Source organism: Paenibacillus sp. NPDC058071, assembly GCF_042885235.1.
Taxonomy (GTDB): domain Bacteria; phylum Bacillota; class Bacilli; order Paenibacillales; family Paenibacillaceae; genus Pristimantibacillus.
In genome coordinates, this window is sequence record NZ_JBHVSK010000028.1 from 1 (window position 1) to 12,828 (window position 12,828).

Annotated in this window: 11 protein-coding genes; 5 read left to right on the forward strand and 6 right to left on the reverse strand. The window is 50.1% G+C overall.

Annotated features, from left to right (window positions below; genetic code table 11):
- Window positions 1-139: 139 nt before the first annotated feature.
- Window positions 140-1,018: a LysR family transcriptional regulator gene (locus tag ACFVTB_RS27030; protein WP_387756461.1), complete on the reverse strand. Its 879-nt coding sequence runs from the start codon at window positions 1,016-1,018 to the stop codon at window positions 140-142.
- 190 nt (window positions 1,019-1,208) lie between these two features.
- Between ACFVTB_RS27030 and zwf the strand changes: the two genes are divergently transcribed.
- From zwf to gndA, 4 genes are all read left to right on the forward strand, one after another.
- The gene (zwf, locus tag ACFVTB_RS27035) at window positions 1,209-2,741 is read left to right on the forward strand and encodes a glucose-6-phosphate dehydrogenase (protein ID WP_387756409.1); all 1,533 of its coding nucleotides are present in this window, start codon (window positions 1,209-1,211) and stop codon (window positions 2,739-2,741) included.
- Window positions 2,719-4,713 carry a transketolase gene (gene tkt / locus ACFVTB_RS27040; protein ID WP_387756411.1) on the forward strand — a complete coding sequence of 665 codons (1,995 nt, stop codon included), beginning with the start codon at window positions 2,719-2,721 and terminating at the stop codon, window positions 4,711-4,713. Before zwf ends, tkt begins: the two co-directional genes overlap by 23 nt.
- Window positions 4,714-4,810: 97 nt before the next feature.
- A complete protein-coding gene (gene fsa, locus ACFVTB_RS27045; protein ID WP_387756413.1) occupies window positions 4,811-5,476 on the forward strand; it encodes a fructose-6-phosphate aldolase in 666 nt (221 codons plus the stop codon).
- Window positions 5,477-5,558: 82 nt separating this feature from the next.
- A complete protein-coding gene (gene gndA / locus ACFVTB_RS27050) occupies window positions 5,559-6,977 on the forward strand; it encodes an NADP-dependent phosphogluconate dehydrogenase (protein WP_387756415.1) in 1,419 nt (472 codons plus the stop codon).
- A gap of 88 nt (window positions 6,978-7,065) precedes the next feature.
- On the opposite strand, the gene ACFVTB_RS27055 is transcribed toward gndA, so the two are convergent.
- Together ACFVTB_RS27055 and ACFVTB_RS27060 are read right to left on the reverse strand one after the other, a co-directional pair.
- Window positions 7,066-7,671 (reverse strand): nitroreductase family protein, encoded by a 606-nt coding sequence (locus ACFVTB_RS27055; RefSeq protein WP_387756416.1) that lies wholly within the window; start codon window positions 7,669-7,671, stop codon window positions 7,066-7,068.
- A gap of 154 nt (window positions 7,672-7,825) precedes the next feature.
- The gene (locus ACFVTB_RS27060) at window positions 7,826-8,749 is read right to left on the reverse strand and encodes a LysR family transcriptional regulator (protein ID WP_387756418.1); all 924 of its coding nucleotides are present in this window, start codon (window positions 8,747-8,749) and stop codon (window positions 7,826-7,828) included.
- A gap of 117 nt (window positions 8,750-8,866) precedes the next feature.
- Between ACFVTB_RS27060 and ACFVTB_RS27065 the strand changes: the two genes are divergently transcribed.
- Complete coding sequence (locus tag ACFVTB_RS27065) at window positions 8,867-9,910, forward strand: 2,3-butanediol dehydrogenase (RefSeq protein WP_387756420.1); 1,044 nt, start codon at window positions 8,867-8,869, stop codon at window positions 9,908-9,910.
- Between the two features lie 131 nt (window positions 9,911-10,041).
- On the opposite strand, the gene bioC is transcribed toward ACFVTB_RS27065, so the two are convergent.
- Genes bioC through bioF form a run of 3 tightly spaced genes read right to left on the reverse strand, consistent with a single transcriptional unit; the run spans window position 10,042 to window position 12,819 of the window.
- Window positions 10,042-10,917: a malonyl-ACP O-methyltransferase BioC gene (bioC, locus tag ACFVTB_RS27070; RefSeq protein ID WP_387756421.1), complete on the reverse strand. Its 876-nt coding sequence runs from the start codon at window positions 10,915-10,917 to the stop codon at window positions 10,042-10,044.
- Window positions 10,892-11,641, reverse strand: coding sequence for an alpha/beta fold hydrolase (locus tag ACFVTB_RS27075; RefSeq protein WP_387756423.1), 750 nt, complete (start codon window positions 11,639-11,641; stop codon window positions 10,892-10,894). The genes bioC and ACFVTB_RS27075 overlap by 26 nt, the downstream gene beginning before the upstream one ends.
- Entirely contained in the window at window positions 11,626-12,819 is a 1,194-nt protein-coding gene (bioF, locus tag ACFVTB_RS27080) for an 8-amino-7-oxononanoate synthase (RefSeq protein WP_387756425.1), read from the reverse strand. Before bioF ends, ACFVTB_RS27075 begins: the two co-directional genes overlap by 16 nt.
- Between the last annotated feature and the right edge of the window lie 9 nt (window positions 12,820-12,828).

Sequence of the window (12,828 nt, forward strand, 5' to 3'; positions counted from 1 at the left end):
GAACTGGTGACAGCTCCAGTGGGTACGACGCTGCAGGAAGCGCCGCCGTTATTGCGTTGCGGCGATACGCCGCGGTTTGACCGCTCTAGCCACACGGTTTTGTAATGAAGGGACGTTAACAGAGGACAAAGCACCCTCGCTACTTCACGAGTTCAATGAACTTATTGGCGGCTCCCGTCAGCGGCATATTGCGCATAATCATGAGACCGACATGAGAGGGCGGAAGCGGCACTTCCAAATTAATCTCGAACAGCGAGCCCTCTTCCAGCTCCTTCGAGACGAATTCTCTCGTTACATATGAAATGCCGAGTCCTCTGCGGGCGAATTCAATCAGCAGGTCGACGCTGCCGACTTCGATTTCCGGCTTCAGCTTGTAGCCGTAGTGCTGAAACAATTCGGTGATGGTCATCCGCGCCCGGCTGTTGCGGGAAAAGAGAATGACGGGATACTGCATCAGCGCTTCAAGTGAAAGAACTTTGTCTTTCAGCTCTTCGTAACGGGCGCCTGCGACGAAGCAATCCTGAAGCTGAAAGCTTTCTCTAACCTCCAGCTGAGCGTCAAGAATCGGCATACGGACAACGCCGAGATCGATCCGGCCTTCCTTTAGAAAGGAAATGACTTCGGGCGTCGTGCCGTGATTCAAATGCAGCTTAATGCCCGGGTACTTCTCGTGAAAATCCTCCAGAAAGGGCAAGAGGTAATGCTTAAACAACGAATCGCTGCCGCCAATCCGCAGCTCGCCGCTGTCCAAGTTTTTGAGCGCGGCCATTTTTTCTTCCGCCAGCGTGATTAAAATATGCGACTGCTCGATGTAGGAATATAAGACGGTACCTTCTTGCGTCAGCGATACGCCTTTGGAATTGCGGTAGAAAAGCGTCAGGCCGAAATTGTCTTCCAGCTGCTTGATGGCATGACTGACGCTCGGCTGCGTCAAATACAAAGCTTTGGCGGCTTGTGACAGGCTGCCTGTCTTAGCAGCCCAATAAAAAACTTTATACAGCTCGTAGTTGTTGGTTATAGACATGGTCTATATCTCCTGTGAAATATATTAATTACTTGTATGGCTTCCATTCGTATTATAGTGGAATTACGAAAAAGATACTAGAGCTTACCGATCGGATATTAGTCTATGCATAAGCGGCGCACCGAACTCACGGGTCCGCAATCGGCGATCCCCGGTTAAGCTTTTTGCTGGAAGGAGATTGAAGATGGAACCTACTACTTTTGTGTTATTCGGCGCAACGGGCGATTTGGCCAAAAGAAAAATATATCCCGCTTTGTTTAATTTATTCATTGACGGCAAGCTTCCCGAATCGTTCTCGTTAATCGGTCTCGGACGAAGAGAGCTAAACGATGAAACGTTCCGTGCCAATATCGAAAAATCGCTGGTTGAATTTTCACGCAGGCAAGCGAGCGACGCTTCCGCCGTGCAAGCTTTCCTAAGCGCCTTCCGATATAGTGTGCTCAATATCGATCGCAACGAAGATTACGTGAAGCTGCTTGGACTGATTGAGGAAAGAGAGAAAGCGCTCGGACTTGCGCCGAACCGTCTCTTTTATTTATCCGTCGGACCTGAGTTTTTCGAAACGATTGCAGCGAACATTCAGTCGAGCGGCCTAGGTTCCGCGAACGGTTGGAAACGCCTCGTCATCGAGAAGCCGTTCGGTCATGATCTGCAGTCGGCCCGCGATTTGAACGAGAAGCTGAGCAAGGCGTTTGCGGAGGAAGAGATTTTCCGCATCGACCATTATCTCGGCAAGCCGATGGTGCAGAAGCTTGGCGCTTTGCAGCAAGAAAATCCGGTCATTCAAGCGCTCTGGACGAACCGTTATATTGCCAACGTACAGATTACAGCCAACGAAACGGTCGGCGTCGAAGAACGCGCCGGTTACTACGATCATGTAGGCGCGATTCGCGACATGTTCCAAAACCATATGCTGCAGCTGCTGATGATGCTAGCCATTCAACTGCCGCACAAAAGCGACTCGGACAAGGTGCGCTTTAAGAAGAAAAAAGTAATGGAGGCGCTTGTGCCGCTGCAAAAAGAGGATGTCGCCGTCAGCGTCATTCGCGGCCAATATGAAGCGGGCGTTATGCAAGGCAAGCCGGTTGCCGGTTATAAAGCCGAGCCGGGCATCGCACCGGATTCGATGAACGATACGTTCGTCGCCGCACGTCTGGAGATCGACGATTACTTCTGGCGCGGCGTTCCATTCTACATTCGCACGGGCAAACGGACGAGAGAGAAATCGACTCGCATCGTCGTGGAATTCAAAGAGCCGCTGAAGCAAGCGTCGGCCGGTGAAGCGTCCGAAGACAACCGGCAGCCGAACCTGCTCGTGATCGAAATCGGGCCGAATGAAGGCATCAGCTTGCAGCTGAATACGAACGATCCGCAGCACAGAGGCGAATTCAAGCCGATGCACTTCGATCTTCACGAGAACGGCGACAATGTGCCGGAAGCGTACGAAAGCTTGATCTACGACGCTATGCAAGGCGACGGTACGTTCTTCGCGCATTGGGACGAAGTCGAGCTGTCGTGGGAATGGGTGCAGCCGGTACTGGACGCATTCGCTGAAAATCTCGTTCCGCTTCAATCTTATGCGGCCGGTTCCTACGGTCCAGCCGCTTCCGATGAGCTGCTGGCGAAGGATGGCTACCATTGGTGGCTTGACAATAAACAAACATTGAATTTGGAAGTAACGGAAGGAGAACAATATGCCTACAACACAAACCATTGACCAACTCGCTATCGATACGATCCGTACACTATCGATCGATGCCATTAACGCCGCCAATTCCGGACATCCGGGGTTGCCGATGGGGGCTGCGCCGATGGCGTATACGCTCTGGTCCCGCTTTTTGAACCATAATCCGGGTCATTCGAAATGGTTCAACCGCGATCGTTTCGTACTTTCCGCTGGCCACGGCTCCGCACTGCTATACAGCCTGCTGCACTTGTCCGGTTATCAAGTATCGCTGGATGATCTGAAGCAATTCCGCAAGCTGAACAGCAAGACGCCTGGTCATCCTGAGTTCGGCCATACTGACGGGGTTGATGCAACAACGGGTCCACTCGGCCAAGGTATCGCTAATGCAGTTGGCATGGCGATGGCGGAAGCTCATTTGGCGGCTAAATTCAACCGTGAAGGCTTCCCGGTCGTTGATCATTACACGTATGGGCTCGTTGGCGACGGCTGTCTGATGGAAGGCATCTCGTACGAAGCCATGTCGATGGCCGGCCATATGAAGCTTGGCAAACTGGTCGTGCTATACGATTCGAACGATATCAGCCTTGACGGCGACTTGAACCTCAGTTTCGGTGAACACATTCAGAAGCGTGCCGAATCGGCGAACTGGCAATACCTGCGCGTTGAAGACGGCAACGATGTTGCGGCTATCGCCGATGCGATTGCAGCCGCGAAGCAGAATGAATCGCAGCCAACGCTTATCGAAGTTCGTACGATCATCGGTTACGGCAGCAAAGAGGCGGGCACCCACAAAGTGCACGGCAATCCGCTTGGCAAGGACGAGGCGAAGGCCACGAAGGAAGTGTACGGCTGGTCGTACGAAGAGGAATTTACCGTACCTGCCGAAGTGAAATCGCATTTTGAGCAATTGAAGCAAGACGGCACGGCGAAAGAAGCGCAGTGGAAGCAATTGCTCGAGGCTTACGCGGCAAGCTATCCTGCTGAAGGCAAGGAGCTGTCGCAGGCGATTGAGGGCAAGGTAACCATCGAAGCTGCTGAGGTGCTGACTTTCGATACGTCCAAAACGATTTCAACTCGAGTAGCGAGCGGAGAAGCGATTAACCATTTTGTAAAAACCGTCCCAGGCATTTTCGGCGGCAGCGCCGACCTGTCCCATTCGACGATGACCGATATTAAAGGCGAGCAAAAGTTTGCCGTTGATTCTTATGCAGCCCGCAACGTTTACTTCGGTGTCCGCGAGCATGCAATGGGCGCAGCCGGCAACGGCATGGCGCTACACGGCGGCGTAAAACCGTTCGTCAGCACATTCTTCGTATTCAGCGATTATTTGCGCCCGTCCATCCGATTGGCCGCGCTGCAAAAGCTGCCTGTCGTTTATGTGTTCACACATGACTCGATCGCCGTTGGCGAAGACGGTCCGACGCATGAGCCTGTCGAGCACTTGGCTGCACTGCGCACGATTCCAGGCTTGACCGTTATTCGTCCGTCCGACGCGAACGAAACGGCGAGCGCTTGGGCGTACGCACTGCAACAAAATGAAGGTCCAGTGGCGCTTATCCTGAGCCGTCAAAACCTGCCAATCTATGAAGCAACTAAAGGCAATGTAAATGACGTTGCAAAAGGCGCTTACGTACTGGCTGAAACCAACGCCAATCCTGACGTTATTTTAATCGCTACAGGCTCCGAGGTTTCTCTCGCAGTTAGCGCCAAAGCAGAGCTTGAGCAAGAGAATGTCTCGGTTCGCGTCGTGGCGATGCCGTCCAGAGAGCTGTTCGAGCGCCAGGATGAAGCGTACAAGGAAAGCGTCCTTCCGGCTGCCGCAACGAAACGGATTGCGATTGAAGCGGGCATCTCGCTCGGTTGGGATCGCTATGCCGGCCCAGCAGGAAAAGTAATTTCGATCGATACATTTGGCGCATCGGGACCTGGTCCGCAAGTCATGGAGTACTTTGGCTTCTCGACAGCAAATGTCGTTCGAGTTGCGAAGGAACTGCTTTCTTAATAAGTCAAACTGATCATTCACTTCGTTAAAATAGATGTACTCCGCTTTATTATGGCAAAATCACAAATTTGATAACAATCATACGGAGGTTTTTGAGATGAAATTTTTTATCGATACCGCTAACCTGGAAGATATTAAAAAAGCGTACAAAATCGGCGTGCTTTCCGGCGTAACGACGAATCCGTCCCTGGTGGCCAAAGAAGGAGTCAAATTCGAAGACCGGATCGAGCAAATTTTGCAGGAAGTGCCGGAGGTTGAATCGGTATCCGCCGAAGTGACGCCGGACGCTGTAACTGCCGAAGAAATGATCGCGCAAGCGGACGAACTGATTAAGATCAACAATTACGATAAAAACATTACAATCAAACTGCCGATGACGCTTGCCGGTCTGGAAGCTTGCCGCTACTTGACGAAAAAAGGCGTGAAAACAAACGTTACGCTTATTTTCACAGTGAACCAGGCGCTGCTTGCCGCTAGAGCGGGTGCGACATACGTATCTCCGTTCCTCGGACGTCTCGACGATATTTCGGAGGATGGCGTACTGCTCGTTTCGAAAATTGCGGAGCTGTTCCGTGTGCATAACCTCGATTCGCAAATTATTGCGGCGTCGGTTCGCCACCCTGACCATGTTACTCGCGTAGCGTTGGCGGGCGCGCACATCGCAACGATTCCGTTCAGCGTCATCGAGCAGCTTTCCAAGCATCCGCTGACCGATCAAGGGTTGGAGAAATTCGCGGCTGACTGGAAAAAGGCAGTTCAATAATAATTAGAGCAGAGCAATAGCTGCTTCCATTATTGACTATTCATCATAAAGAAAATCCATCGGATAGGGGAGGAACAGACAAATGGCAAAACAACAAATCGGTGTGGTTGGCTTGGCCGTCATGGGCAAAAACCTCGCTATGAACATTGAAAGCAAAGGGTTCTCCGTAGCGGTGTTCAACCGTTCGCCGGAGAAAACGAAAGAGCTGTTGGAAGAGACGAAGGGCAGAAATTTTGTAGGCACGTACAGCGTCGAGGAATTCGTACAATCGCTGGAAACGCCTCGCAGAATTCTGATCATGGTAAAAGCGGGTCAAGCGACGGACGATACGATCGATCAGCTCGTTCCTTACCTTGATCAAGGAGACATCCTGATCGACGGCGGCAACGCTTATTTTCCTGATACACAAAGAAGAAACAAGGATCTGCAAGCGAAAGGCTTCCGTTTCATCGGCGCAGGCGTATCTGGCGGCGAAGAGGGCGCATTGAAAGGCCCAGCTATTATGCCAGGCGGGCAAAAGGACGCTTACGAGCTGGTTGAGCCGATTCTGACCGCGATCTCTGCGAAAGTAAACGGCGATCCATGTTCGACTTATATCGGCGAAGACGGCGCAGGCCACTACGTTAAAATGGTGCATAACGGCATCGAGTACGGCGACATGCAGTTGATTGGCGAAGCGTATCACTTGCTGAAAGACGTTTTGAACGTTGCCGCGAGCGAACTGCACGACATCTTCACCGAATGGAACAACGGCGAGCTCGACAGCTACTTGATCGAAATTACGGCTGATATTTTCTCGAAAAACGATCCGGCTACCGGCAAACCGATGGTCGATGTCATTCTCGATTCGGCCGGACAAAAGGGAACAGGCAAATGGACGAGCCAAAACGCGCTCGACTTGGGCGTTCCGCTTTCGATCATTACGGAATCTGTCTTCGCTCGTTTCATCTCCGCGATGAAAGAGGAGCGTATCGCAGCTAGCAAGGTGCTGAGCGGTCCTTCCGCGAAAGGCTTTGACGGCGACCGCGTTGCGTTCATCGAATCGGTTCGCAAGGCGCTGTACGCAAGCAAGATCGCTTCTTACGCGCAAGGCTTCGCGCAAATGCGCGCTGCATCCGACGCGTACAACTGGAATTTGAACTATGGCAACATCGCTATGATTTTCCGCGGCGGCTGCATTATCCGCGCCCGGTTCCTGCAAAACATCAAAGACGCTTACGATCGCAATCCAGAGCTGAAAAACCTGCTGCTGGACGACTACTTCAAAGGCGTCGTTGAAAACTATCAAGACGCTTGGCGCGAAGTAGTCGCAACGGCTGTCAAACATGGCATTCCGGTTCCGGCTTTCGCTTCCGCTCTTGCTTACTACGACAGCTACCGCACAGAGCGCCTGCCGGCCAACCTGCTGCAAGCGCAGCGCGACTACTTCGGCGCGCATACGTTCGAGCGGCTGGATCAAGAAGGCAGCTTCCACTTCCAGTGGATCAGCGGCAACGAATAATAAAGGAATAGGGCGACACCGGATCAATCCAGATGCCGCCAAAAGCTAAAGAGCCCAGCATCTCGCCGAGATGCTGGGCTCTTGTCCATTATTTATAGGTTCCTTCAAAAACAACCTCATTAAGCGCTTTTCGGTTATTCGGCACTTCGCGTTCTTGAAGCGCCTCAGGCAGGCTGCTTTTATCGCCTTGATAGCCGATCGCAATAACAGCATGCAGCTCGAAATGGTCAGGCACATTCAACACTTTTCTAGCTTGCTCACGATCGAAGCCGCCGATGGCATGCGAGACAAGTCCTTTAAGGTTAGCTTCAAGAGCCAGATAACCCCAAGCTGTGCCGGCGTCAAATGCATGTGCGCCATTCGGGTCACCATTCTCACGTTTTGTATCGGAGGCCACTAGCACAAGAACAGGTGCTGAATTAGCCCACAGTTTGTTGAAATCACCTAAGAGCTGACGGAACACAGTCAATTGCTCCTCTGTCTTGGCTACAATAAAACGCCAAGGCTGATCGTTGAAAGAAGAAGGCGCCCAATGAGCCGCTTCCAGAATGGCATTCAAATCTTCGTCGGAAACCGGGCGATTATCATACGCGCGAGGAGACCAGCGGTTAAGAAACAAAGGGGATACACCGTATTCGGATTGACGGTAAGGCTGTACATCAGCAGATACTTCTACAATATGGGTTGAGCTCATCAAAAGCACACCTTTCCAATAGGGATTATATTTTTTTAAATCATTCTATCACTTTTTCGTTGTGTTGGTAAAGCATTTCTTTTTCACTTGGCTGGGAGTGGTCGTCTTTCTATGTATGAGGAATGGGCATCCGGTCCATTGAAGTGCCATACTACTAGGTTGCGGAGTAACGAGCGGATTGCTGCTTGAGCAGGGCGCTTAACTCCAGAATGAAGCGTTCTGCCTCTTGGGATAACTTGCAGCCGCTCAGCCGAACCCATCCGAAGCGAAAACCAGCATCGACAAAGTCGATTGGGACTGCTTGAAGTTTGTTTGCATCGTAGTTGGCATCAAATAAGGCTGAAACATCATGTCCAATGGTTACGGCGTTCAGTTCCATAATGGAGTGTGAAATAGCTTGCATATTGGTCGTTTGAAAAAATATCTCTACAGAGCCATGCAGCCGCTGAAAATCGGTCATGAATGCCTGCACATGCTCATCCTTATACAATACGAACAGCTGTTCTTTTAAAATATCAATGGATAGACGCTGCTCCTTATCAAGCAGCATCAGTTCCTTAGGTGCGAACACCATCAGCCTTCCTTCCAGTACAGGCGTAAAATGCAAACCATCGATCAGCCCAATATTGCGTTTATGAATGGCAATGAATCCTGTGTCCAGAACTTCATTGCGAACGCTGTCGATAATTTCCTTGCTGCCTTGCTCGGTCACTTCAATTTTCAGGCTGGATTGGCTGCGCTTAAATCCAAGATAGGTTTCCATCAGCGGTCCTGTAAGGCCGGGAATCATGGAAATTTGGAGCAAATCCTTCGTATGGTGAAGCAGGTTATAGGCTTCGTCCTTGATTCCTTGAATGGCTTGCAGCGCGAGCCGCGCCTTTTCCACGATAATGTCGCCCTCTCGTGTTGTCCTTGCCCCTGTGCGATTACGGTTGAACAGCTTTACCTGCAACTCGACTTCTAGCCGGGAAATTGCCTGACTAAGCGCCGATTGACTGACGTTCAGCGTCTTGGCAGCCTCGGCCAATGACTGCGTGTGTGCCACTTCTACAATATAGGCAAGCTGCTCAATGTTCAAATTGGATCCCTCTCTTTATAGTTAAGTATTAGTTAACGATATATAAAATATAATAACTTTAAGTAAATAAAGCAACTTGTTATACTGAATTTGAAGCTATCTAAAGGAGATGAGAACATGCAAGCAGCTGTTTTATATGGTGGTAAGGATCTACGGGTGGAACAGCGGAAGGAGCCGTTGGCCGAAGAAAAGCAAGTGAAAGTGAAGGTGGAATGGGCGGGAATCTGCGGAAGTGATCTGCATGCCTATTTACATGGTCTTGGAATGGAAGCGCATCCAATAGGCGGTCAGCAGCCGCCGTTTGCTTTAGGGCATGAGTTTTCGGGGACAATTGTAGAAGTAGGCAAAGGCGTTACAAAGTATGCAGCAGGCGACCGTGTAGCCATTGAGCCATTGCTATATTGCGGTGAGTGTTATCCTTGCAGCAGAGGGTATTATAACCAATGTACGAAAGTTGGCTTTGTTGGCTTGCACCGTGATGGCGGCTTTGCCGAGTTTGTCGTAGTAGATGAATATATGCTCCATCGCTTGCCGGATGAGGTGTCGTTTGAGGAAGGAGCGCTGATCGAGCCGGCAGCTGTGTCGTTCTATGCAGTACGGGAAAGCAAGCTGAAAGCGGGCGATACGGTTGCCGTTTTTGGCGCCGGACCAATCGGACTGCTCACCTTGCTAGCCGCCAAGGCAGCGGGCGCATCGAAGCTGATTGTCGTCGATCTGTCGGATGAGCGTCTTCAGAAGGCGAAGGAGCTTGGCGCTACAGTTGTAATAAACGGAAACGAAGAGAATATAGCCGGGAAAATTATCGAGCTCACCAATGGCGGGGTGAATGTCGCATATGAATGCGCGGGGGCGCAGGCAACGATGACGAATGCAGTCGCTTCCTTGAGGCAAGGCGGCCAAGTGATGACATTGGCTGTATTCATGAAGCCGGTCAGCATTGATATGGGACAGATTATGTTCAAGGCTGCGGATGTCACTGCGACGCTCGCTTACCGTCACGTTTTCCCAGAAGTAATGGATATGGTAGCGACAGGCAGGCTTGATGTGAAGTCTGTTATAACGAAAAAAATCGGCCTTAATCAAATCGTTGAGGAAGGTTTTGAACAGCTTATAAGTGATGTCAAACAAGCCAAAATATTAGTTAGACCGTCAGAAGGCTAGGATAGGTTACCGGGATCTTATCATTTTATGATTTGCAGTACAGCCAAGAAGCTTCCGCACCCATGCTCTAAATGGGTGTGGAAGCTTCTTGGTGTTTATTTTTGTATGCGAAAAGCTTTTCCAAATCTATTTCAATCACTGGATTGCTTACTTATGCCTGAAATCAATAAAACATCATACGTAGCATAGACGCCGCCTAGCGTACTAAACTTATCTTCATACACTTTAAACATGTCAGCAAAAAGACGCCGAAGCGCTGGACTGTTTGATGCTGCTTCGCTTGTACTGGCTCCTTGTGCTTTTACAGCTAACAGGAATTCCCTAGCAGAAGCGTACTCTTCACTACGGCAATATTGCTCATATTGAATGCTATGAAACTTTGATTTCGTCAGGAAGTCTCTCCATTGCTCTGCGGTTTGAAACGATAGTCCATGTCGTTGGTACTCCATGCCAGCAGCAAGGTAAACTTCTTGGAACGATAAGTGCAGCTCGCGAAACGTCTCAGGACCGAAGGTTGTAAAGGTCAGCAAACCTCCGGGACACAGCAGCCGGTTAAGATACTCCAATGTTTGCTGCGGATCGCTTAACCATTGAAAACAAGCGTTGGAAACAATGAGATCAAATGATCCTATCGGAGCATTCGCAGCCCACATTTCAATATCAGCATGCAAAAATTGAACACGAGATGAACGCTCATTATTGTTGCTAACATTGTTTTGAGAGTTTAAACGAATCCGTTCTTCGGCAGCCTTGATCATAGCAGGCGCTATGTCAATTGCAGTAATAGATGCGTTTGGCCATTCGTTTAGTAACATTTCTGTCAAGGTGCCAGTACCGCACCCAATCTCCAAAATATTAATCTCATTTCGATTTTTACCGCTTGTCCATGGCTTCAGAGACTGCATAAGTTTTTTCGCCATATCACGCTGCACATTTGCATGAGTATCATAGGAACCTGCTGCGCTGCGATTAAATTGTCGCCTAATAACTGTTTTTCTGCTGATCATGCCACCAACTCCTTAGAGATTCAGCCACGTAGGCTTCCCTTGCCAGAAACGGGGCATGCCCGCTTTCAGGTATGGTGAGTAATTTACCGCGAGGCAACAGCTTGAGAATTTCTTCTGCCGCCTCATGAGGACATATTTTGTCCTTGTCACCATGTAGGAGAAGAACCGAACAATTTATTTCCTTCAGTTGACCTAGATAATCCGAGCTCCGGAGAATTTCTAGACCTGCGAGGAGTGCAGAGGTTGTCCAACCTCGGCCTCCCATACTAGGAAGGATTGCTCGTTCTGCCACGGACTCCTCCTCCGAAAATACCATTTGCCGAAATTTTATCTCAGTAGCATTTCGATCTTTTCCAAGTCCATTAATCATTTGTCTAATGTAGGCGTCAGGCCAGCCAAGGTTTTCTTGTCCTTTGGGACGGGTGAACTTGGCCGTTGCTGAAAACAAGATAAGGCCGTCAGCTAACTCTGTAATCGCAAGTTTAAGTGCCAACAACGCGCCAAGCGACCAGCCTCCAATGAGGAGCGGCCTTGCGTTCGCAGACAAGGCGTTTCTGGCTGCTGTTTCCGTCAATTGCAAAATATCCTCTGACGAGTCGGCAGCGCTATAATCTACCGAAAGATGATGGAAATCAGGAAGCAACTGACGAAGCCGTTCAAATACGGCATCCGGCATACTCCATCCGGTCAGCCATAAGATTGTTCCTCTTAGCTTTGATTGCATGAACCCAGCACCCCCAGTCGAAGACCCACGCTGCAAATTCGCGATACGGCATCCGTCAGCTCTTTGGAAGTATGCGCGGTTGATAAAGAGAAACGGATACGTGCTGTCCCATCGGGCACAGTAGGAGGACGGATGGCAACTGCCGAGATACCTTCGGATTCAAGAGCTTTGCTGAATCGCAGCGCTGTATCGTTATCACCAATAATTAAAGGTACAATTGCAGAGTCGCCCTCACTGACTTTAAAGCCTGCCTTGACTAACGAGGAACGAAAGTATCGGCTTGACCCTAGCAGCTGTTCTCGGCGCCAATGCTCTGTCTGCACAAGCTCCAGTGCCTTCGCAATACCTGTCACTATGGAGGAGGGAAGAGCCGTAGAGTAGATTAAAGGTCTTGTTTTATTCAACAACCATCTAATGAGCAGGCTGCTTCCGGAAACATAAGCCCCATAGAGGCCGAATGCTTTGCTAAAGGTTCCCATATGAATATCCACTTCATGCTCGATCCCCAGCGTATGGCACAGCCCCTCGCCGTGTACCCCATAGATCCCGCCGCTGTGCGCTTCGTCTACCATCAACATCGCGTCGTACTCTTGCTTAAGGGCTACGAGTTCATGCAAGCGCGCCTGATCGCCATCCATTGAAAAAACGGCATCCGTTACGATCAGCTTGCGGCGCTTATCTCGATGTTTATGTAATAACGCGCGTAAATGCTCCATATCATTATGGCGGTATCTGGCATGCTCGGCGCGGCTAAGGATGATGCCATCGACAATACTGGCATGATTGAACTGATCGTTGAAGACTACGTCACCTCTACCGACAAGTGCGCTAATGACACCTGTATTGGCCATATAACCATTAGCAAATACGAGCGCCTTTTCACTGTTTTGCCATTGTGCGAGCGCTTCTTCCAGTTGCCCGTATGATGCTCGGTTTCCGGTCACGAGGCGCGAAGCTCCAGATCCTGCTGCTCCTTCGGCAAGAAGCGATTCACGCATCGACTCAATAATGGCAGAATGTTGGGAGAGACCTAAATAGTCGTTCGAGGACAAGTTCAGCAATTTTCGGCCATCGCTCAACGTAAAACCGGGATTATCGGCCATGGGAGCACTCACATGCAAACGGCGTTCCAATGATGCGCGCTCTAATTTTTCAAGTTCTTTTTCCATCCAATCCATTGTTTGCAA

Coding starts and splice junctions, on each gene's coding strand:
- ACFVTB_RS27065 (WP_387756420.1), top strand. CDS start 8,867: ATGCAAGCAGCTGTTTTATATGGTGGTAAGGATCTACGGGTGGAACAG.
- tkt (WP_387756411.1), top strand. CDS start 2,719: ATGCCTACAACACAAACCATTGACCAACTCGCTATCGATACGATCCGT.
- bioC (WP_387756421.1), bottom strand. CDS start 10,917: ATGATCAGCAGAAAAACAGTTATTAGGCGACAATTTAATCGCAGCGCA.
- gndA (WP_387756415.1), top strand. CDS start 5,559: ATGGCAAAACAACAAATCGGTGTGGTTGGCTTGGCCGTCATGGGCAAA.
- ACFVTB_RS27055 (WP_387756416.1), bottom strand. CDS start 7,671: ATGAGCTCAACCCATATTGTAGAAGTATCTGCTGATGTACAGCCTTAC.
- fsa (WP_387756413.1), top strand. CDS start 4,811: ATGAAATTTTTTATCGATACCGCTAACCTGGAAGATATTAAAAAAGCG.
- bioF (WP_387756425.1), bottom strand. CDS start 12,819: ATGGATTGGATGGAAAAAGAACTTGAAAAATTAGAGCGCGCATCATTG.
- zwf (WP_387756409.1), top strand. CDS start 1,209: ATGGAACCTACTACTTTTGTGTTATTCGGCGCAACGGGCGATTTGGCC.
- ACFVTB_RS27075 (WP_387756423.1), bottom strand. CDS start 11,641: ATGCAATCAAAGCTAAGAGGAACAATCTTATGGCTGACCGGATGGAGT.